This is a genomic window from Bradyrhizobium sp. CER78, from assembly GCF_029846235.1.
Lineage (GTDB): Bacteria > Pseudomonadota > Alphaproteobacteria > Rhizobiales > Xanthobacteraceae > Bradyrhizobium.
Map to the genome: position 1 here is coordinate 114,448 of NZ_JARVWP010000017.1, position 21,903 is coordinate 136,350.

At 65.5% G+C, this 21,903-nt stretch carries 19 protein-coding genes; 10 read left to right on the forward strand and 9 right to left on the reverse strand.

Annotated elements, in window-relative coordinates; translation table 11 throughout:
- Positions 1 to 274: 274 nt before the first annotated feature.
- From QDT69_RS29475 to QDT69_RS29485, 3 genes are all read right to left on the reverse strand, one after another.
- The gene (locus tag QDT69_RS29475) at positions 275 to 1,030 is read right to left on the reverse strand and encodes a hypothetical protein (protein WP_279709980.1); all 756 of its coding nucleotides are present in this window, start codon (positions 1,028 to 1,030) and stop codon (positions 275 to 277) included.
- A gap of 15 nt (positions 1,031 to 1,045) precedes the next feature.
- Positions 1,046 to 1,840 carry an enoyl-CoA hydratase gene (locus tag QDT69_RS29480; protein WP_279709981.1) on the reverse strand — a complete coding sequence of 265 codons (795 nt, stop codon included), beginning with the start codon at positions 1,838 to 1,840 and terminating at the stop codon, positions 1,046 to 1,048.
- Between the two features lie 122 nt (positions 1,841 to 1,962).
- Positions 1,963 to 3,168, reverse strand: coding sequence for an ABC transporter substrate-binding protein (locus tag QDT69_RS29485; RefSeq protein ID WP_279709982.1), 1,206 nt, complete (start codon positions 3,166 to 3,168; stop codon positions 1,963 to 1,965).
- A gap of 152 nt (positions 3,169 to 3,320) precedes the next feature.
- Between QDT69_RS29485 and QDT69_RS29490 the strand changes: the two genes are divergently transcribed.
- Positions 3,321 to 4,106, forward strand: a complete 786-nt coding sequence (locus QDT69_RS29490) for a thermonuclease family protein (protein WP_279709983.1) — start codon at positions 3,321 to 3,323, stop codon at positions 4,104 to 4,106.
- A gap of 57 nt (positions 4,107 to 4,163) precedes the next feature.
- Positions 4,164 to 5,657, forward strand: a complete 1,494-nt coding sequence (locus QDT69_RS29495; RefSeq protein WP_279709984.1) for a M48 family metalloprotease — start codon at positions 4,164 to 4,166, stop codon at positions 5,655 to 5,657.
- A gap of 198 nt (positions 5,658 to 5,855) precedes the next feature.
- Here QDT69_RS29495 and QDT69_RS29500 read toward each other — a convergent pair whose 3' ends face one another.
- Positions 5,856 to 6,257, reverse strand: coding sequence for a c-type cytochrome (locus tag QDT69_RS29500; protein WP_279709985.1), 402 nt, complete (start codon positions 6,255 to 6,257; stop codon positions 5,856 to 5,858).
- A gap of 279 nt (positions 6,258 to 6,536) precedes the next feature.
- Here QDT69_RS29500 and QDT69_RS29505 point away from each other — a divergent pair, with 279 nt between their 5' ends.
- The gene (locus tag QDT69_RS29505) at positions 6,537 to 7,301 is read left to right on the forward strand and encodes a transporter (RefSeq protein ID WP_279709986.1); all 765 of its coding nucleotides are present in this window, start codon (positions 6,537 to 6,539) and stop codon (positions 7,299 to 7,301) included.
- Between the two features lie 115 nt (positions 7,302 to 7,416).
- On the opposite strand, the gene QDT69_RS29510 is transcribed toward QDT69_RS29505, so the two are convergent.
- Positions 7,417 to 8,706, reverse strand: a complete 1,290-nt coding sequence (locus QDT69_RS29510; RefSeq protein WP_279709987.1) for an MFS transporter — start codon at positions 8,704 to 8,706, stop codon at positions 7,417 to 7,419.
- Between the two features lie 242 nt (positions 8,707 to 8,948).
- Between QDT69_RS29510 and cyoA the strand changes: the two genes are divergently transcribed.
- Genes cyoA through QDT69_RS29545 form a run of 7 tightly spaced genes read left to right on the forward strand, consistent with a single transcriptional unit; the run spans position 8,949 to position 15,857 of the window.
- A complete protein-coding gene (gene cyoA / locus QDT69_RS29515) occupies positions 8,949 to 10,109 on the forward strand; it encodes a ubiquinol oxidase subunit II (protein WP_279709988.1) in 1,161 nt (386 codons plus the stop codon).
- Between the two features lie 10 nt (positions 10,110 to 10,119).
- Complete coding sequence (gene cyoB, locus QDT69_RS29520; protein WP_279709989.1) at positions 10,120 to 12,123, forward strand: cytochrome o ubiquinol oxidase subunit I; 2,004 nt, start codon at positions 10,120 to 10,122, stop codon at positions 12,121 to 12,123.
- Entirely contained in the window at positions 12,120 to 12,755 is a 636-nt protein-coding gene (gene cyoC, locus QDT69_RS29525) for a cytochrome o ubiquinol oxidase subunit III (protein WP_279709990.1), read from the forward strand. Before cyoB ends, cyoC begins: the two co-directional genes overlap by 4 nt.
- Positions 12,752 to 13,141, forward strand: a complete 390-nt coding sequence (gene cyoD / locus QDT69_RS29530; RefSeq protein ID WP_279709992.1) for a cytochrome o ubiquinol oxidase subunit IV — start codon at positions 12,752 to 12,754, stop codon at positions 13,139 to 13,141. Before cyoC ends, cyoD begins: the two co-directional genes overlap by 4 nt.
- Positions 13,142 to 13,143: 2 nt before the next feature.
- Positions 13,144 to 13,974: an SURF1 family protein gene (locus QDT69_RS29535; protein WP_279709993.1), complete on the forward strand. Its 831-nt coding sequence runs from the start codon at positions 13,144 to 13,146 to the stop codon at positions 13,972 to 13,974.
- Between the two features lie 28 nt (positions 13,975 to 14,002).
- Entirely contained in the window at positions 14,003 to 15,331 is a 1,329-nt protein-coding gene (locus tag QDT69_RS29540; RefSeq protein WP_279710016.1) for an ATP-binding protein, read from the forward strand.
- A complete protein-coding gene (locus QDT69_RS29545; protein ID WP_279709994.1) occupies positions 15,321 to 15,857 on the forward strand; it encodes a response regulator transcription factor in 537 nt (178 codons plus the stop codon). The genes QDT69_RS29540 and QDT69_RS29545 overlap by 11 nt, the downstream gene beginning before the upstream one ends.
- 422 nt (positions 15,858 to 16,279) lie before the next feature.
- Here QDT69_RS29545 and QDT69_RS29550 read toward each other — a convergent pair whose 3' ends face one another.
- The 4 genes from QDT69_RS29550 to QDT69_RS29565 all read right to left on the reverse strand — a co-directional run bounded on the left by QDT69_RS29550 (position 16,280) and on the right by QDT69_RS29565 (position 21,898).
- On the reverse strand, positions 16,280 to 17,293 hold the full coding sequence (locus tag QDT69_RS29550; RefSeq protein ID WP_279709995.1) for a CarD family transcriptional regulator: 1,014 nt from the start codon (positions 17,291 to 17,293) through the stop codon (positions 16,280 to 16,282).
- Positions 17,294 to 17,491: 198 nt separating this feature from the next.
- Positions 17,492 to 17,830 (reverse strand): ferredoxin FdxA, encoded by a 339-nt coding sequence (fdxA, locus tag QDT69_RS29555; protein ID WP_016844914.1) that lies wholly within the window; start codon positions 17,828 to 17,830, stop codon positions 17,492 to 17,494.
- A gap of 196 nt (positions 17,831 to 18,026) precedes the next feature.
- Complete coding sequence (locus tag QDT69_RS29560) at positions 18,027 to 18,311, reverse strand: RNA-binding S4 domain-containing protein (protein ID WP_279709997.1); 285 nt, start codon at positions 18,309 to 18,311, stop codon at positions 18,027 to 18,029.
- Between the two features lie 20 nt (positions 18,312 to 18,331).
- Positions 18,332 to 21,898: a helicase-related protein gene (locus QDT69_RS29565; protein WP_279709998.1), complete on the reverse strand. Its 3,567-nt coding sequence runs from the start codon at positions 21,896 to 21,898 to the stop codon at positions 18,332 to 18,334.
- Positions 21,899 to 21,903 lie beyond the last annotated feature (5 nt).

Here is a 21,903-nt window from a genome sequence, read left to right on the forward strand (position 1 = left end):
CGTTCCGTTTGTTGTTATTGTGAGCCACGGTATTGGATCGCCGCAGCGAGCTCAATCGCTCATCCCGTCATCCTGAGGAGCGCGGAACGCGCGTCTCGAAGGATGAACGGCCCGGTCCGTGGCCGTGCATCCTTCGAGGCTCGCTCCGCTCGCACCTCAGGATGACGGGGTCGCGCAGTCGCGTAGCCCGGATGGAGCGGAGCGCAATCCGGGGACAGTTTGTCCACGGAGAGCGCTGCCCCGGATTTCGCTACGCTCCATCCGGGCTACAACATCACGCCACTAGCTTGAACGTCACGCCGCAAAGCTGGAACTCATCGCCATCAACCGTGCAGCCCCTGGCTTTTGCGGCCTCCAGAACCTTGGCCTTGTCGGCGACCTTGAATGTCAAACCGCTCATGATCTCGCTGTCGCCCTTGACGAAGCGGAAGGTGCTGTTCGGCAGCTTCACCACGGCGCCGTCAGCGGGCACGCCGACGATCTTCCCCCAATGCGCCGCCAGCGCTTCCGGCTCCGGGCTCTGCATCTCGACCTCGGTCAGCGCCAAGGTCGTGTCCTTGCGGATCGACTTCTGCCAGTCCGGGCCGGCCGGCGGATATGGCCCGAAGATGTCGTCGCTGCCGTCGGTGTGGTTGAACTCGATGAAGGCGGCGCGGCAGTCGCGCGGATGCAGTTGCACGCCGTGATACGGCGCATGCGTGATCACGTTCGCGGTGCGCACGCCCATCGCATTGGCTTTCGCGCCGCGCGCGTCGGGATCCTCGCAGCAGAAGATCGCCATGTAGCCGCCGCGGCCGCCGGTCTTCTCGATGAAGCGCCCGGCCGCCGTGCCCGGCCCCGGCTGGAATGGCGCGACCACTTCCAGCAGGATCGTATCGACCGGCAGCAGCGCGTTCTCCAAGCCATATTTGGCGACGTTGCCGTCGCGATAGCAGACATCGAGGCCCATGATCGCCGAGATATCAGCGATCACGGGCTTGAGCTGCGGCGCCACCAGGCAGATCTGCCGCAGCCGCATGTAATCGGCCATGTGATTGGTCACGGCTTACTGACCCTGGAAGGTGGGCTTGCGCTTCTCGACGAAGGCCTTGGCCGCTTCCTTGTGGTCGGTGGTCTCGCCGGCACGGGTGTGATGGATTGCCTCGCCGTCGAAGCAGGCCTCCAGCGTCATGGTCTCGGCATTGTTGATGTTGCGCTTGATGTAGCCGAGCGCCACCGACGGGCCCTGCGCCAGCGAGCGCGCGAGCTCCAGCGTCTCGGCCTCGATGTCGGCATCGGGCACCACCTTGGAGACCATGCCGAGGTTGTAGGCCTCCTGCGCCGACAGCACCGGCGACATCATGTAGAGCTCGCGCGCCTTGGCGCTGCCGAGCATCTTGGTCAGGAAATAAGTGCCGCCGTAGTCGCCGGAGAAGCCGACCTTGGCGAAGGCGGTCGTGATCTTGCAGGAGGCGCTGGCGACGCGGAGATCGCAGGACAGCGCGATCGAGAGCCCAGCGCCGGCCGCCGCGCCGTCGAGCTGTGCCACAACGGGTTTCGGCATCGTGTGCAGGATGCGCGAGACCTCCATGCCGCGGCGCAGATTGGCCATCTTGGCCTCGAACGGCAGCGGCGCGCGGCCTTCGGCCATCGACTTGACGTCACCGCCGACGCAGAAGGTGCCGCCGGCGCCACGAATGAGCACCGCGCGCACCTCGGTATCGTCCTGCGCCCGCCGCGCCGCCTCGACAAGGCCGCGCGTCATGTCGGGATTGAGCGCATTGCGCCGATCCGGGCGGTTCATGGTGATGGTGAGCAGGCCCTTGTCGAGGGATTGGAGAACCATCTGATTGTCGCTCATGGCGTTTTGCCTTTCGTTGTTTGTTGGTTAGAGCGTCATTCCGGGGCGATGCGCAGCATCGAACCCGGAATCTCGAGATTCCGGATCTGGTCCTTCGGACCATCCCGGAATGACGCTTCGCGTCACTTCTTCACCAGCGGACAGCGCGACTCCGACAGTGGCTGGAACGCCTGGTCGCCCGGCACGGTCGCGAGCAGCTTGTAGTCGTCCCAGCGGCCCTTCGATTCCGAGGGCTTCTTGACCTCGAACAGATACATGTCGTGCACCATGCGGCCGTCCTCGCGAATCCGGCCGTTCTTGGCGAACATGTCGTTGATCGGGGTCTCCTTCATCACCTTCATGACGGCGGCGGCATCCGTGGTGCCGGCGGCCTTCACCGCCTGCAGATAATGCATCACCGAAGAGTAGACGCCGGCCTGCGCCGAGGTCGGCACCCGCTTGGTGCGTTCCATGAAGCGCTTCGAGAACGCGCGGGTGTCGTCATTGAGGTCCCAGTAAAACGCTTCCGCGAGCAGCAGCCCCTGCGCGGTCTCGAGCCCGACGCTGTCGATGTCGGTCACGAAAGCCAGCAGCGGCGAGATCTTCTGGCCGCCTTTGGTGATGCCGAACTCGGCGCCCTGCTTGATCGCGTTGATGGTGTCGCCACCGGCATTGGCGAGCCCGATCACCTTGGCCTTCGAGGCCTGCGCCTGCAGCAGGAAGGAGGAGAAGTCCGAGGTGTTGATCGGATGCCGCACGCTGCCGAGCACCTTGCCGCCGGACTTCACCACGACGTTGCTGGTGTCCTTCTCCAGGTCCTGGCCGAACGCATAATCCGCGGTCAGGAAGAACCAGGTGTCGAGGCCCGATTTCACCGCGGCAAGGCCGGTCACATTGGCCTGCGCGAAGGTGTCGAACACATAGTGCACGGTGTAGAGGCCGCAGGCCTCATTGGAGAGGCGGATCGAGCCCGGGCCGTTGAACATGATGATCTTGCCGCGCGCCTTGGCAATCTCGGCCGCGGCGAGCGCCGTTGCAGATGCCGCGACGTCGAAAATCATCTCGACGCCCTGGTTGTCGATCATGTCGCGGGCGATGTTGGCGGAAAGGTCGGCCTTGTTGAGATGGTCGCCGACCACGATCTCGATCTTGCGACCGAGCACCGTGCCGCCAAAGTCTTCCACCGCCATCTTGGCCGCGGTCTCGCTGCCGGAGCCGGTGATGTCGGCATAAAGGCTCGACATATCAAGGATGCCGCCGAGCTTCAGCGGAGGCTTGTCCTGCGCCAGCGACGCATTCGCCGAGATCGCAAACACACAGGCCAACACGCCGGCCAAAACCCGTCTCATTCAAATCCTCCCTTGAGATGCGGACCTCATTCCGTCGTGGCCGGTCCGTTTCGCGCGCGGGATCATGCCGCATGCCATGCACAGCGGCAAGCCGCGGAGCTGACACGTGTTTTCCGCTGAACGGAATGGTCAAGATGTGCGAAGATCGGTCCATGCAGATCTTATCGATGCAGATTCTACCGACGCTGGCTCGCAGCACCCTCCTCGCGTGCACGACGTTGATTGCTTGCGGCGCAAGCCATGCAGCGGGGTGCAATTTCGAGATTCAGGGCGAAGGTCGCGTCGCCGCCGTTGTCGATGCGCGCAGCCTGCGGCTCGACGACGGCCGTGAGATCAAGCTCGCCGGCATCGAGGTGGCGGATAAGGCGAAGGCCACCGCAACGCTGTCGGCACTGCTGGTCGGTCGCGAGGTGACGTTGCGCGGACAGGACGACACGCCGGATCGCTACGGCCGGCAGCCGGCCTACACATTCCTCAAAGGCAGCGAGACGCCCGTGCAGAGCGAGCTGCTGCGCCAGGGCCTCGCGCTGGTGTCGTCCGAGATCGCCGACAAGGACTGCGCCGCGGCGCTGATAGCGGCGGAAAGCGAGGCGCGGACCGCCCGATCGGGAACCTGGGCGGAGGCTAAGGTCATAAAAAACGCAGAAAGTCCGGACGATATTTTGGCCGGGATCGGGCGTTTTACAGTGGTCGAGGGCAGGGTTTTGTCCGTGCGCCAGGCGGGCGCGACGACCTACCTGAATTTCGGCCGGAACTGGACTAGGGACTTTGCTCTGACTATTTCAAGGCGCATAGTCCCTGCGTTCGAGGCGGCCGGGCTTGCGCCCAAGTCTCTGGAAAATCGCAGGATTCGTGTGCGAGGCTGGGTGGAAGCACGACGTGGGCCGCGAATCGAACTGCTCCGGGTGGGGCAGATTGAACTGCTCGGCGGGAACTAGGGGGGCCTTCGGCCACACCCCGGCCGATTCACGGGACAAAATTTGTGAGTTTTTGACGTGATTGAGCGCGCAGGACGGCGTGAAGATGGGACTGGCCGCCGCCTTTCGGCGGCGCCTGTGCTCGTCTGCGCGGCCCTGACGCTGTCGGCCTGCGGCAATGTCGGCCGGTTCGAGCAGGTCGCGCCGACCGCAACTGCGGCGCCGGTGAAGCCGAATCGGGTGGTGCAGCAGACCCCCAACAGCGAGCGCGAGCACGAGCGGATCCTGTCGTCCTATGGGGGCGCCTATGACGACCCCAAGCTCGAGGCCCTGATCAGCAAGACCGTCGAGCGGCTGGTCGCCGCCTCCGAACGGCCCGACCAGGCCTACAAGGTCACGATCCTCAATTCCGGCGCGGTGAACGCCTTCGCGCTGCCGACCGGCCAGCTCTACGTCACGCGCGGCCTGATTGCGCTCGCCAGCGACACTTCCGAGCTCTCTTCGGTGCTGAGCCACGAGATGGCGCATGTGCTGGCCAAGCACGCCGCGATGCGCGAGGACCAGGCACGCCAGGCGGCGGTGGTGACGCGCGTCGTCACCGACATGAGCACCGATCCCGACCTCACGGCGCTGGCGCTCGCCAAGACCAAGCTGACCTTGGCGAGCTTCTCGCGGCAGCAGGAGTTCGAGGCCGACGGCATCGGCGTCGGGATCGCCGCGCGCGCGCATTTCGATCCCTACGGCGCGTCGCGCTTCCTGACCGCGATGGAGCGCAACGCCGCGCTCAAGATCGGCAAGACCGCGCTCGATCCGCGCGCGCAGGACTTCACCTCCTCGCATCCGGCGACGCCGGAACGCATCAACAATGCGCAGACCACCGCGCGGCAATATTCGTCGCCCGAGAACAACGAGCGCGACCGCGAGACCTATCTCGCCGCGATCGACAACATCGTCTATGGCGAGGATCCCAGCGAAGGCTTCGTGCGCGGCCGCAGATTCCTGCATCCCAAGCTCGGCTTCACCTTCACCGCGCCGGACAATTTCACGCTCGACAACACCGCGCAGGCGGTGATCGGCGTGCGCGAGGGCGGCAGCCAGGCGATGCGCTTCGACGTGGTGCGGGTGCCGGCCGAACAGACGCTCGGCGACTATCTGAACTCCGGCTGGATGGAAGGCGTCGAGCGATCCTCGACCGAGGACCTCAACATCAACGGCTTTCCGGCGGCCTCGGCCACCGCGCATGGCGACCAGTGGCAATTCAAGGTCTACGCGCTGCGCTTCGGCAGCGACGTCTACCGCTTCATCTTCGCCGCCAAGCAGAAATCCACCGAGAGCGAGCGCAACGCGCGCGAGACCGTCAATTCATTCCGTCGCCTGACCCTCGACGAGATCCAGGCCGCGCGCCCGCTGCGCATCAAGGTCATCAACGTGCAGCCCGGCGACACCGTCGAATCGCTCTCGCACCGCATGGCCGGCGTCGATCATCCGGCGGAGCGCTTCCGGGTGCTCAACGGCCTCGACGCCCACGCCCAGGTGAAGCCGCGCGACCGCGTCAAGATCGTGGTGGATTGAGGGCTACCGAGAAGCGCGCTCACGCCTCAGCAATCACCGCCGCCGTCCCGGCCTCGTGCGCAATTGCGCACGGGAGCCGGGACCCATTACCACCGTCGTTCATTGTTGGAAAAAGCTGGGGCCACAGCGCGTTCGAACAACGCAACCCTGTGGTTATGGGTCCCTGCTTTCGCAGGGACGACATAGAGAGAGAACGCCCTACTTCGCCTTCTCCTTGAGGAAGGCGATGATGTCGGCCCGATCCTTCGGATCCTGAACCTCGTAGAACATCTTGGTGCCCGGAACCATCGCGTCGGGACCGGTCAGCCATTTGTCGAGATTGGCCTCGGTCCAGACGATCTTCGAGTTCTTCAGCGCCGGCGAGTAATTGTAGCCCGCGACCGAGCCGGCGAGGCGGCCGACGACACCCTTGTGCATCGGCCCGACGTCGTTCTTCTCGATCGAATGGCAATCGCCGCAGCCCTGGTACAGGGTGGCGCCGCGCGCGGCATCGCCTGCCGCTCGGGCGCTGTTCAGGGCGAGCAGGATCGCGATCGCCGCCATTGCGGCTGTTTTGGCATGCCGCGGCGCCAGGACGCCTGCGATCGAACGGATGGTCATTCCCGGGGTCTCCTGTTGGTCACCGCAACAGGAGCAGTCTCACCGGCGATCTATTCCCGGAAATTCCGCGGGTTCGCAATTGTGCTGGACGCGAGCCGCATCGACCGCCGAGAATGCCAGTTGTTGCTGAAGTTTATTCCCGCCCGCGTGGAATATCCGCGCGGCCCCGCCGATCTCGATTCGCAGCTGCCACCTCCGCAGCGGCGCCGGGCTATTGGAGCATCCCCAGTGTTTCGCAATCGGCTCGGCGCCGTCGCTCGACTTGCCGGACTCGCGTGCATGCTGCTCGCTGCGCTCACAGCCGCAGCAGCCACCACCGCCGCACGCGCGGACGGCTGCCCCAAGCCGGGCGACGAAATTGCGACCGACCGGCCCGACGTGACCAATTCAAGTATCGTCGTGCCGGTCGGGAGCCTTCAGAGCGAGAACGGCGTCAACCTGACCGGCCGCGACGCCGGCCGCAGCATCGACGGCAGCAACAGCCGCTGGCGGCTCGGGATTGCGCCCTGCCTCGAGGTGCTAGTCGACCTGCCGACCTGGTTCGGCAGCGTTAAATCGGCCGGCGCTTCGGGCTTCTCCGACGTCGCGCCCGCGATCAAATGGCAGATCAGCCCGCTGCCGGGGAAGATCGACCTGTCGATCACCGCCGGCGTCGCGCTACCGACCGGCGCGGCCGCGATCGCCGGGCGCGGTGCGCAGCCCTACATCCAGCTGCCATGGTCATGGGAGCTGCATGACGGCTGGGGCGTCAGCGGCATGCTCACGGAATTCTTCCGCCCCGCCGAACTGACCGGCCAGCGCATGTCGGAAGCGACGTTCGTGGTCGAGAAGAAGCTGACCGAGCGGGTCAGCATGTTCACCGAATATGTCGGCGACTATCCCGACGGCGCGCGGCCGATCCAGCTGATCAACTCCGGCGGCGTTTACCGGATCACGCCGACCCAGCAGCTCGATCTCCACGTCGCGTTCGGGCTCAACCGCAACTCGCCGAACTACATCGTCGGCCTGGGCTATTCGTTCCGTGTCGACGGATTTTTCCGGTAGTGAAATTCCGTAGGATGCAGCGCAGCGCAATCCGGGGAGGACTATCCGCGGTGAAAGCAGCCCCGGATTTCGCTTCGCTTCATTCCGGGCTACAAGAGAGACGAGAAGCGCGAGATCAACTTTCCGCTTCGCGCAGGCCGCTCAGCCACAGCGCCAGCAGCGTCCACACCGCGCCCGACAGCAGATACGCGCCGGCCGAGATCAGGCCGAAATGCGTCGCCAGCAGCAGTGCGGCGAGCGGCGCGAAGCCGGCGCCGAACAGCCAGGCGAAATCCGAGGTCAGCGCCGAGGCCGTGTAGCGATAGTTGCGCGCGAAGCTCGAGGCGATCGCGCCCGACGACTGGCCGAACGACAGGCCGAGCAGCACGAAGCCGAGCACCATGTAGACGGTTTCGCCGAACGCGCCGGCATCGAGCAGCTGCGGGGCGAAGCCGCTATACACCGCGATCGCAACCGCCGAGCCCAGCAGCAGCGGCTTGCGTCCGACGCGGTCGGCGATCATGCCGGAGGCGATGATCGCGACGACGCCGACCATGGCGCCGATCATCTCGATGATCAGGAAGCGCACCGGGCTCTCCTTGGTGAACAGGAACACCCAGGACAGCGGAAACACCGTGACCATGTGGAACAGGGCGAAGCTTGCCAGCGGCGCAAAGGCGCCGAGCAGGATGTTGCGGCCCTCCTGCGCGATGGTCTCGCCGACCCGCGCCGGCTCGAGGTCGCGGCTCTCGAACAGCTCGGAATACTCGTCGGTCGCCACCATGCGCAGCCGCGCGAACAGCGCCACCACGTTGATGGCGAAGGCGACGAAGAACGGATAGCGCCAGCCCCAGTCGAAGAAATCATCCGCCGAGAGGTTACCGGCGAAGAACGCGAACAGCGCACTCGCGACGATCAGCCCGAGCGGCGCGCCGAGCTGCGGCACCATCGCGTACCAGCCGCGCTTGTTGGGCGGGGAATTCATCGCGAGCAGCGAGGCGAGCCCGTCCCACGCGCCGCCCCAGGCGATGCCCTGCAGCACGCGTGCGGCGGCCAGGAGCCAGATCGCCGCGACACCGATCGTGTCGTAGCCGGGCAGGAAGGCGAGCGCGACCGTGGCGGTACCGAGCAGGAACAGCGCAATGACGAGCTTGGCGCCCTTGCCGTGGCGGCGGTCGACCGCCATGAAGATGACGGTGCCGAGCGGCCGCGCGGCAAACGCCAGCGCGAAGATGCCGAATGAATAGAGCGTGCCGGTCAGCTCATTGACGAACGGAAACACCAGCTTCGGGAACACGATCACCGAGGCGATCGCGTAGACGAAGAAATCGAAGAACTCCGACGTGCGTCCGATGATGACGCCGATGGCGATTTCACCGGGTTTCGCCTGCCCGTGACCTGATGCGGTCGGGGTGCCGTGAGCCATTGCTGGGGCCTGTGCCATCGCCGGAGAACCGTCCTTTGGAGCATGATTCGGAAAAGTGGAAACCGGTTTTCCGAACAGCATGCTCAAGCAAGAGATGAGGCCACGGGCTCTTCGCCACGCAGTCCACCTCACCTTCTGGCCTCTTATCCCGCAGTGCAACATTGGACAAATTGTCCAATGTCAACTTTGCTGCATCGCAGCTACCCCTTGGCGGAACTCATAAAATTCCAGTGGGGTGAGCCGTGCGCGCCTTGAAATTATTGGCCTTATTGCCGTTCGCGGCGCTTCTTGGCGGATGCGATTTCGTCGTCCTGGCCCCTGCCGGGGACGTCGCCGTCCAGCAGCGCGACCTCGTCGTGATCTCCACCGTCCTGATGCTCATCATCGTGCTTCCGGTGATGGCGCTGACCGTCTTCTTCGCCTGGCGCTACCGCCAGTCCAACACCGCGGCCCCTTACGAGCCGGAGTGGGATCACTCGACCCAGCTCGAGCTCGTGATCTGGTCGGCACCGCTGCTGATCATCATCTGCTTAGGTGCGCTAACCTGGATGGGCACCCATCTCCTCGATCCCTACCGCTCGCTCGGCCGCATCGCCGCCGACAAGCCGATCGAGAGCAAGGAGGCCCCGCTCAATGTCGAGGTGGTCGCGCTCGACTGGAAGTGGCTGTTCATCTACCCGGATTACGGCGTCGCCGCCGTCAACGAACTCGCAGCTCCGGTCGACCGCCCGATCCGCTTCCGCATCACGGCCTCTTCCGTGATGAACTCGTTCTACGTCCCCGCCCTTGCCGGCCAGATCTACGCGATGCCCGGCATGGAGACCAAGCTGCACGCGGTCGCCAACAAGGAAGGCACCTTCCGCGGCTTCTCCGCCAATTACAGCGGCGCCGGCTTCTCCGGCATGCACTTCGAGTTCAAGAGCTTGTCGAACGCCGATTTCGACAAGTGGATCGGCACCGCCAAGGCCAGCGCCAACATGCTCGGCCGCACCGACTATCTGCAGCTCGAGCGTCCGAGCCAGAACGATCCGATCCGGCTCTACCGCTCGGTCGATCGCGATCTCTACAAGGCGATCCTCAACATGTGCGTCGAGCCCGGCAAGATGTGCATGAGCGAGATGATGGCGATCGACGCCAAGGGCGGCCTCGGCCGCGAAGGCCTCAACAACACGCTGCCGCTCACTTACGACAAATACGCCCGCCGCGGCGCGCCGCTCGGCACGGAGCCGACCTTCGTCGCCGGCATCTGCTCGATGGACGAGATCAAGGATGCGCCGTCGCGCGAAGTCACGGCGCCGCTCGACCTGACGCCGCTGCGCGGCTTCGGGCTGAAGCGCCCGCCGTTCTCCCCCGCGTCATCGACATCCCAGCTGCTCGGCCAGCGTCCGAAATCAGAGTCCTGAGGAGGACCGCATGAATCCCGATCTCGTCAAGATGATCTTCGGCCGCCTCAATCTGGAAGCGCTGCCGCTGCATGAGCCGATCCTGGTCGGCACCTTCGCGGTGGTGGCGACCGGCGGGCTCGCGCTGTTCGCCATCGTCACCTACTTCCAGCTCTGGAGCTATCTGTGGCGCGAGTGGTTCACCACCGTGGACCACAAGCGCATCGGCATCATGTACATGATCCTCGGCATCGTGATGCTGCTGCGCGGCTTCGCGGACGCGCTGATGATGCGCCTGCAGCAGGCGATCGCCTTTGGCGGCTCCGACGGCTACCTCCCGGCGCATCACTACGACCAGATCTTCACCGCCCACGGCGTGATCATGATCTTCTTCGTGGCGATGCCGTTGGTGACCGGCCTGATGAACTACGTGGTGCCGCTGCAGATCGGCGCCCGCGACGTTTCCTTCCCCTTCCTCAACAATTTCAGCTTCTGGATGACGGTCGGCGGCGCCGTGCTGGTGATGATGTCGCTGTTCGTCGGCGAATTCGCCCGCACCGGCTGGCTCGCCTACCCGCCGCTGTCGAACATCGGCTACAGTCCTGATGTCGGCGTCGACTATTACATATGGGGACTACAGGTCGCCGGCGTCGGCACCACGCTATCGGGCATCAACCTGATCTGCACCATCGTCAAGCTGCGCGCGCCGGGCATGACGATGATGAAGATGCCGGTGTTCACCTGGACCTCGCTCTGCACCAACGTCCTGATCGTCGCCTCCTTCCCGGTCCTGACCGCGGTGCTGGCGCTGCTGTCGCTCGACCGTTACGTCGGCACCAACTTCTTCACGAACGACTTCGGCGGCAACCCGATGATGTACGTGAACCTGATCTGGATCTGGGGTCACCCCGAGGTCTACATCCTGGTGCTGCCGGCGTTCGGCATCTTCTCCGAAGTGACCGCGACGTTCTCCGGCAAGCGGCTGTTCGGCTACACCTCGATGGTCTACGCCACGGTCGTCATCACCATCCTGTCCTACCTGGTCTGGCTGCACCACTTCTTCACGATGGGCTCCGGCGCCAGCGTCAACTCGTTCTTCGGCATCACCACCATGATCATCTCGATCCCGACGGGCGCGAAGATGTTCAACTGGCTGTTCACGATGTATCGCGGCCGCATCCGCTTCGAGCTGCCGATGATGTGGACGGTGGCGTTCATGCTGACCTTCGTGATCGGCGGCATGACCGGCGTGCTGCTCGCGGTGCCGCCGGCCGACTTCGTGCTGCATAACAGCCTGTTCCTGATCGCGCATTTCCACAACGTGATCATCGGCGGTGTGCTGTTCGGCCTGTTCGCCGGCATCAATTACTGGTTCCCGAAGGCGTTCGGCTTCAGGCTCGATCCGTTCTGGGGCAAGCTGTCGTTCTGGTTCTGGGTCTCGGGTTTCTATTTCGCCTTCATGCCGCTCTACGTGCTCGGCCTGATGGGCGTGACCCGAAGGCTCCGCGTGTTCGACGACCCGTCCCTGCAGATCTGGTTCGTCATCGCCGCCTTCGGCGCCTTCCTGATCCTGCTCGGTATCGGCGCGATGCTGGTGCAGTTCGCGGTCAGCATCCTCAGACGCGAGCAGTTGAAGGACACCACCGGCGATCCCTGGAACGCCCGCACCTTGGAATGGGCGACCTCGTCGCCGCCGCCGGACTACAACTTCGCGTTCACGCCCGTCGTCTACGACAACGACGCCTGGTGGGACATGAAGCGCCGCGGCTACAAGCGTCCGCTGACCGGCTTCAGGCCGATCCACATGCCGTCCAACACCGGCACCGGCATCATCCTCGCCGGCCTCGCCACCGCGATGGGGTTCGGGCTGATCTGGTACATCTGGTGGCTCGCCGCCGTCAGCTTCGTTGCGCTGCTCGCGGTCGCGATCGGCCACACCTTCAACTATCACCGCGACTTCCACATCCCGGCGGATGAGGTGGTGCGGACCGAAGATGCGCGGACGCGCGTTCTCGCCGCGGGAGCCCAAACATGAGCGTAGCAACCAGCCGAATCTCCGTCCAAGGCTCCGAGCCGGTCTTCCACGTGATCGACGAGCACGATCATCCGGAAGGCGCCAGCACCATGCTGGGCTTCTGGATCTACCTGATGAGCGACTGCCTCATCTTCGCGATGCTGTTCGCAACCTATGGCGTGCTCGGCGGCAACTACGCCGCCGGCCCGGCGCCGAAGGACCTGTTCGACCTCAAGCTGGTCGCGCTCAACACCACGATGCTGCTGCTCTCCTCGATCACCTATGGCTTTGCCATGTTGACGATGGAGAAGTCGAAGATCGGCCAGACACAGCTCTGGCTCGCGATCACCGGACTGTTCGGCCTCGCCTTCCTCGGCATCGAGCTCACCGAGTTCGCCCACATGATCCATGAGGGCGCGACGCCGCAGCGCAGCGCCTTCCTGTCGTCGTTCTTCACGCTGGTCGGCACCCACGGCCTGCACGTCACCTTCGGCCTGGTCTGGCTGGTGACGCTGATGGTGCAGACCGCGCGCTTCGGCCTGACCACGGCCAACCGGCGCCGCCTGATGTGCCTCTCGATGTTCTGGCACTTCCTCGACGTGGTCTGGATCGGCGTCTTCACCTTCGTCTATCTCCTGGGAATGCTGCGATGACAACAGACTCTCACGCCCTGCACTCCAACGACGGTCACGGCCATGATGACCATGGCGGCGCCGCCCACGGGTCGCTGAAGAGCTATCTGATCGGCTTCGGCCTCTCGGTGATCCTCACCGCGGTGCCGTTCTGGCTGGTGATGACGGGAACCATCGCCGACAAGGCGGTCACCGCACTGATCGTGCTGGTGCTCGCAGCGGTGCAGATTGTCGTGCACATGGTGTACTTCCTGCACATGAACACCCGGTCCGAGAACGGCTGGACCATGATGGCGATGATCTTCACCGTGGTCATGGTGGTGATCGCGCTGACCGGCTCGCTGTGGGTCATGCATCACCTCAACATCAACATGATGCCGATGCACGACATGAGCCAGATGCCGTGACGATGCGGTCTGCCAGACCCTCGCTAGTGTTGCTCACGCTCGGCATGCTGGGCGTGGTGCTGCTGAGCGCGCTCGGGATCTGGCAGGTCGAACGCAGGACCTGGAAGCTGGCGCTGATCGAACGGGTCGAGCAGCGCATGCATGCAGCACCGGTCGCGCCGCCGCCGCCCTCGTCATGGCCTGAGGTCAGCGCCGCGAGCGATGAATACCGCCGCGTCACCGTGCGCGGCAATTTCCTGAACGCCGACGAGACGCTGGTGCAGGCCGTGACGAACGAAGGTCCCGGCTTCTGGGTGCTGACGCCGCTGCGGATGGCCGACGGAACCACTGTGTTGATTAATCGCGGCTTTGTTCCACCTGACCGGCGCGATCCCGCGACCCGGCGCGACGGCGACCCGCTAGGCACCGTCAGCGTCACCGGGCTGCTGCGGATGTCGGAGCCGAAGGGTGGCTTCCTGCGCAGCAACGACGCTTCGGCCGGCCGCTGGTATTCCCGCGACGTCGCCGCGATCGCGGCCGTGCACGGATTGTCGCACACCGCCCCCTTCTTCATTGACGCCGATGCGACGCCAAACCCTGGCGGCTACCCCGTCGGCGGGCTCACGATCGTGCGGTTTCCGAACAACCACCTGATTTACGCGCTGACATGGTTCGCGCTGGCCCTTATGCTGGCGGGCGCGCTCCTGCGCATCGCCAGCGCCAGGAGCCGCACCGGCGCCTCCGATCCAAGGTGGAGTTCAAGGCGCGCCGCCGTGCGCCGCCTGATCGGCGCAGCCCGCAATCTGTCTCGCGACACAGGCCCAGATGCTCGAGCGCACATCGGATCTGCATGAGGAGAATGCCGCGACCGGCACGGCCGTGATGCCGTCCGCCGTGAGCGCGGCCGCCGGCATGCCGTACGATCTCGCAGCGCCCGCCGACATCGCGACCAATCGCAAGAACATGGCCCTGCTGGTCCAGCTGCGCTGGATCGCCGTGATCGGCCAGATCGTCACCATCGGCTTCGTGCAGTTCTGGATGGGCGTAGCCTTGCCGCTGCTGCCTTTGGCGGCCGTGATCTCCGGCCTCGTTGCGCTCAATGTCGTCAGCCTCTTGTGGCTGCGCTACCGCGCCGACATCAACAACCGCGAGCTCCTGGTCGCGCTGGCGCTCGACGTCGCGGCGCTGACCGCCCTGCTCTATCTCAGCGGCGGCGCCACCAATCCCTTCACGTCGCTCTATCTGCTGCAGGTGACGCTTGGCGCGGTGCTGCTCGATGCGCCATCCACCTGGTCGCTGGTGGCGCTGGTCTGCATGAACTTCGCCTGGCTGACCAGCTATTACCGGCCGCTGGAGCTGCCGCAGCAGGGCTTTGCCGACGCGTTCAATCTGTATATCGCCGGCACCTTCATCGGCCTTGTGCTCGACGCCGTGCTGCTCGTGGTGTTCATGACCCGGATCAACCGCAATCTGCGCGACCGCGACCTGCGCCTCGCGGCACTGCGACAGCACGCCGCCGAGCAGGACCACATCGTCCGGATCGGGCTCTTGGCCTCCGGCGCCGCGCATGAGCTCGGCACGCCGCTCGCCTCGCTCTCGGTCATCCTCGGCGACTGGCGCCGGATGCCCGCGCTCGCCTCCGATCCCGAGTTGTCGCAGGACCTCGGCGAGATGGAAATCTCGGTGCAGCGCTGCAAGTCGATCGTCACAGGCATCCTGCTGTCGGCCGGCGAAGCGCGTGGCGAAGGTTCCTCGCCGACCACGGTCGCCGCTTTCCTGACCGCGCTGGTCGAGGAATGGCGGACCACGCGGCCGTCGGCCACGCTGTATTTCCGCAACGCCTTCGGCACTGACCTGGCGATCGTCTCCGACATCGCGCTCAAGCAGGCGATCTTCAACGTGCTCGACAATGCCGCCGAGGTCTCGCGCGACTGGATCGAGCTGATGGCCGAGCGCAATGCCGACACGCTGCTGCTGTCGGTGACCGATCGCGGCCCCGGCTTCTCGCGCGAGATGCTGGCGCATATCGGCAAGCCGTATCAGTCCACCAAGGGCAGCCCCGGCAGCGGCCTCGGCCTGTTCCTGGTCGTCAATGTCGTGCGCAAGCTCGGCGGCGTGGTGACGGCGCGCAACCGGCCGGACATCGGCGCCGCGGTCAGGCTCGAGCTGCCGCTCTCGACGCTCGCGATCGGAGATCATCTTGACGGATGAACGCCAGCTTCTGATCGTCGAGGACGATTCAGGCTTTGCCCGCACGCTGAAGCGTTCGTTCGAGCGCCGCGGCTACGATGTCGCCGTGTCGGCCTCGCTCGACGAGGTCCGCGCGCTGCTCGAGCGGCAATCGCCCGGCTATGCCGTCGTCGACCTCAAGCTCGCCGGCGGCGCGTCGGGCCTCGCCTGCGTCGAGGCGCTGCACGCGCATGATCCCGAGATGCTGATCGTGGTGCTGACCGGATTCGCCAGCATCGCGACCGCCGTCGAGGCCATCAAGCTCGGCGCCTGCCACTACCTCGCAAAACCGTCGAACACCGACGACATCGAGGCCGCATTCCTTAAAGCGCAAGGCAACGCCGCCATCGAGGTCGGCGCGCGGCCGACCTCGATCAAGACGCTGGAATGGGAACGCATCCACCAGACGCTGATGGAGACCGACTTCAATATCTCCGAAGCCGCCCGCCGCCTCGGCATGCATCGCCGGACACTCGCGCGCAAGCTCGAGAAGCAGCGGGTGAAGTGAGGCGGCGCGCAACACGCGTTACGAAGCGGCCCCATGAAGCGTGCCGCACCGTCACCCTGAGGAGCGCGCAGCGCGTCTCGAAGGGTCGACGGCCACCAGCGGGGCCGTGGATCCTTCGAGGCTCGCTCCGCTCGCACCTCCAGCGACAAAGGCGAAGCCTTTGCGCGGGGATGACGGGAAAGAAGGTGCGTAGCCCGGATGAAGCGCAGCGCAATCCGGGACAGCTTCTCCCGCGGTTGCAGCGGCCCCGGATTTCGCTTCGCTCCATCCGGGCTACAAAGGCCAAGTCGGGCGCCGTTGCGGCTGACTTGGCCAGATGGCGCCGACGACACCACGATGATCGCGGCGGCAGCGCACCTCGCCACCAAAACAAAAAGCCCGGTCTTGCGACCGGGCTTTTGTTTTCAATCCGTCGAGCCCTTTCAGGCGGCTTCGTCCTCGACGGCGGTGTCGTCGCCGTCGTTGTCGAGATCCTCACCGTCGGCATCGCCCTCGGCGTCGCCTTCAGCGGATTCGGCCTTGGCGCCGCGGCGCGGGCTCTTGGCGAGCTGGCCTTCGATCTCCTTGATCGCCTCGGTCTCGGTCGAGTGCTGGACCACGGCGATCTCGCGCGACAGACGGTCGAGCGCCGCTTCATAGAGCTGGCGTTCCGAGTAGGACTGCTCGGGCTGCGATTCCGAACGATAGAGATCGCGGACCACCTCGGCGATCGCGACGATGTCGCCCGAGTTGATCTTCGCTTCGTATTCCTGGGCGCGGCGCGACCACATGGTGCGCTTGACGCGGGCGCGGCCCTTCAGCGTCTCTAGCGCCTTCTTGACCAGCGCCGGCTCCGACAGCTTGCGCATGCCGACATTGGCGACCTTCGCCGTCGGGACGCGCAGCGTCATCTTGTCCTTCATGAAATTGATCACGAACAGCTCGAGCTTGGCGCCCGCGATCTCCTGCTCCTCGATCGCCAGGATCTGGCCGACGCCGTGAGCGGGATAGACGACGAATTCGTTGGCCTTGAAGCCCTGGCGCTGGGTCACGACCTTCTTCTCTTCCGGACGCGACGGGGCGGCCGGCTTGGCGGCAACCTTCGGAGCAGCGGCGGGGACGGCAGCCTTCGGGGCGGCCGGCTTCGGCGCCGCAGCAGTCTTGGGGGCGACCTTCGCAGCAGCGGGCTTCGCAGCTGCCGCTTTCGCGGCAGTCTTGGCAGTCTTTTCTGGCATCACGCTTCTTTTGTTCTTTGAGGACTTTGCAGCCGCCGCCTTCTTCGCACCCTTCACGGACGCCTTGGCACGGCCCTTGGTTGCGCTGCGAGCAACGACAGCGGCTTTTTTCGTCGTCTTTGAAGCACTCTTTTTACGCGTTTTCTGTGACACAGCCTGCGCGCGGAAACTGCCACGCCCCTGTTCGATGTTGCGGGAACCTCGAAGCCACAAGGTACGCATGGCAGGGGGTTCTTGGCCTGTAATGTGCTGAATATAGCACATTTTCCGCAAAAATCAATGGTTTACGCCCGATTCCGGGCATAACGGGGGCCGCTCAGGTCATATGTCCGTCATTAGTGTTAATTAGGCGGCCGAACGGAAGGCCGCGACGGGCCGGAGCCCGCCCTTATCGGGGTAGTCCCGAAGAGCCCAGGCGAATCAGTCGCCGCTGCCCGGATTCGGGGAAAAATATTTCTCGAACTTGCCTTCCTTGCCCTCCCACTCCTTGGCGTCTTCGGGCGAGTCCTTCTTCTGGGTGATGTTCGGCCAGCTCTTGGCGTAGTCGCGGTTGACCTCGAGCCACTTTTCCAGGCCCGGCTCGGTGTCCGGCTTGATGGCGTCAGCGGGGCATTCCGGCTCGCACACGCCGCAATCGATGCATTCGTCCGGATGGATGACCAGCATGTTCTCGCCCTCGTAGAAGCAATCGACGGGGCAGACCTCGACGCAGTCGGTATATTTGCACTTGATGCAGGCTTCAGTGACGACGTAGGTCATCCAAAACTCCGAAACGATCCACTTTTTCTGGGGTTGCGTAGCGCAGGAATACCGGAGCCGCAAGGGAAGCCGGCTCCGAAAAACACCTGCGTTCTGGCGACCCTGCCAGCCGGTTTTGTTGGGAGCATGATCCTATCGCCAGTCCGGCCCCACACATCCGGATCATGCTCCGGTCGAAACAACAAACGTGAGATAACTACTCCTTACCGGCTTGCAAAGCGCCGGCCTGCAAATCCTCGTACAGCTCGCGCGCCGAGCTGGCATCGCCGCGCCGCTCGGCAAAGCCGATCACCTTGAGCACCCGGACGCTGTTGTCGAGCGCGACGGTGACGACATCGCCCACCTTCACCGCATGGCCCGGCGATTTCTCGCGCGTGCCGTTGAGGCGGACATGACCTGACGCGACGAGTTCAGCCGCGCTGGTGCGGGCCTTCACCACCCGCGCGTGCCACAGCCATTTGTCGAGCCGCTGTCGATCCAAGCTTCAGACCAAGGGTTGGACTATTCCTTCCGGCCGGCGAGCTGCTCCTTCAGGGCAGCGAGCTTGGCGAATGGCGAATTCGGATCGATCGGACGGTCGCGCTCGCGCGGTGCGCTCGAGGCATAGGGCCGATGCGACGGACCGCTCTCGCGCTTGTCGCGACCGCCCTTGCCGAAATCGCGGCCGCCGCGGTCACGGTCACCGCGCTCGCCCTTGCGATCGCCGCCGCCGAACTTGTTGTCGCGACGACGCTCATTGTTGTCGCGATCGCGGCCCTTGCCCTCGAAGCCCTTGCCCTCGAAGCGCTCGCGGCGCTGGCCGCGGTCCTCACGATTATCCTGGCGATTGTCACGCGCCGGTGCGCCGTCGGCAGGCGCGGCGGCGGCTGCCGTCGCATCGGCCGGCGCGCCGGGACGCGGCGTACGGAAATCCTGGTGGCGGCGCGGACGGCGATGATGCTCGCGCTTCTCGCCCTCGCCGCCGCCTTCAGCCGCCTGCGCGCCTTCGGCGGGCTTGCCCTGATGGCGGCCGCGGTTGCGGTCGTGGCCGCGATGGTGCGGGCGGCGCTCGTCGGAGCGGCCGCCGGGCCGCCAGACCTCGACCAGCTGCGGCTCGGCCGGCGTCTCCGCAGCGGCGGGAGCGGCTTCGGCAGTGGCGGCTTCGGCGGGTGCAGCATCAGCGCTCGCGGCCTCTGCAGGCGCTTCGGCGGCGGCCTCGGACGTCGTCTCCACAGCGGCTTCCGCGGCAGGCGCGGGCTCGGTGACGGTTTCGGCTGCGGGCGCCTCAGGAGCGGGTTCTGCGGCGGCAGCGGCAACCTCCGCCACTGGCTCGGGCCTGGTCTCGACGACCGCGGACGTCGTCTCAACGACCACGGGCGTCGCTTCGCTGGACACCACCTCGGCAAAGCCGACATCGGGCAGCAGCGCGGCTGACGGTGCGGGATCGCCGGACACCAGCTGATCGACAGCAGCTTCCGGCGCGTCGGCTGTGACTTCGGCAGCCACCTCGACCGGCGCATCCACGGCGGCATCGGATGCCGCCTCGACGGGCGTTTCGGCGGCGACCGTCTCGGTCGTCTCGGCGGGCACCGCCTCGACCGGCGCGGCCTCGACAGGCTTCGGCGGCAGCGGCGGACGGCGGTCCATGCGGTAGCCGAGCGCGCGCAGGATCGAGGCGAAGTCCTCGCCGGCGGAGCCGGTCAGCGAGGTCATCGCCTGGGTCACGACAAAGCCGCGGCCGTCGAACGCACCGGCCGGCTTCTCGCCGGGCGAGGTCTCGCGCCAGGCCAGCGCCGGGCGGATCAGATCAGCGAGCCGCTCCAGGATGTCGACGCGCACCGCGCGCTCGCCGCACTGGCGATAGCCGAGCACGCGATAGCCATCGCGCGGCAAGGTCTTGTCGACCGGGAACGAGGTGCGGCCACTGGAGGCCAGATGCTGCACATTCGACAGCGCAGCCATGTCGACATTGCTCTGCTTCTCGGCCCACAGCAGCGAGGCCAGCGAGCGCGCCGCGGGCTTCAAGAGCTGCGGGAAATAGATGTGGTAGGCGCCGAAGCGCACGCCGTATTTGCGCAGCGCCGCGCGCGAGGGCTGATCGAGATCCTTCATCTCGGCCGCGATCTTGGTACGCTCGAGCACGCCGAGCGCCTCGACGAGCTGGAAGGCGATGCCGCGGGCAATGCCCTGCAGATCCTCAGCCTTGGACAGCTCGAACAGCGGCCCGAGCAGCTTCTCGATATGCGTCTTGAGCCAGAGGTCGAGCCTCGTCTGCACGGCCTCGCGCGAGGCGCCGGTCAGCCGCTCGTCGGAAATGATGCGTAAGCGCGGATGCAGCGCATCGTCGGCGGCGACCAGCTTGGCGACCGCATCGCCGGTCCAGCGGATGGTGCCGTCGGAGGTCAGCACGAACTGCTCGTCGGGCGCCGCACCCAGTTTCTCGGCGCGCGCATCGATCTCGCGCGCCAGCACCTGCTGGGCGGCGGCCTGCAGCGCCTTGGCGTCGCTGCCGGCCTCGGCCGCATCAGGTGCGAAGGTGAAACCATCGAGCCGGCCGATCACATGGCCTTCCACGATCACTTCACCGGTCTTGCCAATTTCCGTATTCAAAACTGAGTTCTCCCGCAGGCGGCGCATCAATACACTGGTCCGCCTGTCAACGAAACGCTCCGTGAGCCGTTCATGCAGCGCATCGGATAATTTATTTTCGAGCTCGCGCGTGATCCCCTGCCAATGGTCCGGGTCGTAGAGCCAGTCCGGCCGGTTGGCAACGAAGGTCCAGGTCCGGATTTGCGCGATCCGGCCCGATAGCGTGTCGATATCGCCGTCGGTCCGGTTGGCCTGGTCGACCTGGGCGGCAAACCATGCGTCAGGGATACGACCCTTTTGCATCAGGAAGCCATACAGCGTGGTCACGAGTTCGGCATGGGCGGCCGGCGACAGCTTCCGGTAGTCCGGAACCTGGCAGGCCTCCCACAGCCGCTCCACGGCCTTAGGCCCATGCGCCCATTGCCGCACCTCGGTGTCGCGCGCGACATGCTCGAGCACGCGCAGGTCCTCGGCCACCGGGGCGCGCGTCAGTGCCTCATGATTGGGCGACAGCGCCAGCGACACCTGCAACGCGCCGAGCGAGGAGAAATCCAGCTTGGCGTTGCGCCATTGCAGCATCTTGACGCTGTCGAAGGTGTGGTTCTGCAGCGCATTGACGAGCTCGGGCTCGAACGGTGCGCAGCGGCCCGTGGTGCCGAAGGTGCCGTTGCGCGTGGCGCGGCCGGCGCGGCCCGCGATCTGGGCGAATTCGGCCGGCGTCAGCCGTCGGAACTGGTAGCCGTCATATTTGCGGTCGGAGGCGAAGGCGACGTGATCGACGTCGAGATTGAGCCCCATGCCGACGGCGTCGGTGGCGACGAGATAATCGACATCGCCGTTCTGGAACATCGCGACCTGCGCATTGCGCGTGCGAGGCGACAGCGAGCCGAGCACCACGGCCGCGCCGCCATGCTGGCGGCGGATCAATTCGGCGATCGCGTAGACTTCGTCCGCGGAGAACGCGACGATTGCGGTGCGTCGCGGCTGCCGCGTGATCTTGCGGTCGCCGGCGAATTCGAGCTGCGACAGCCTTGGCCGCGTGATGATCGAGGCGCCCGGCAACAGCCGCTCGATCATGGGGCGCATCGTCGCAGCGCCGAGCAGCAGCGTCTCGTCGCGGCCGCGGCGATTGAGGATGCGGTCGGTGAAGACATGTCCGCGCTCGAGATCGGCTGCGATCTGGATCTCGTCGACCGCGAGAAAGGACACATCGAGATCGCGCGGCATCGCTTCCACGGTCGAGACCCAGAAGCGCGGCGCCTTCGGCTTGATCTTCTCCTCACCGGTCACCAGCGCGACATTGTCGACGCCCGCGCGGTCCGCGATCTTGTTGTAGACCTCGCGCGCCAAGAGCCGCAGCGGCAGGCCGATCAAGCCGGACGAATGCGCCAGCATGCGCTCGATGGCCAGATGCGTCTTGCCGGTGTTGGTCGGCCCCAGCACCGCGGTGACGCCTGCACCGGGCGCGCGGTCATTTCCGAACGAAGTTGAGAAAGCCATATTTT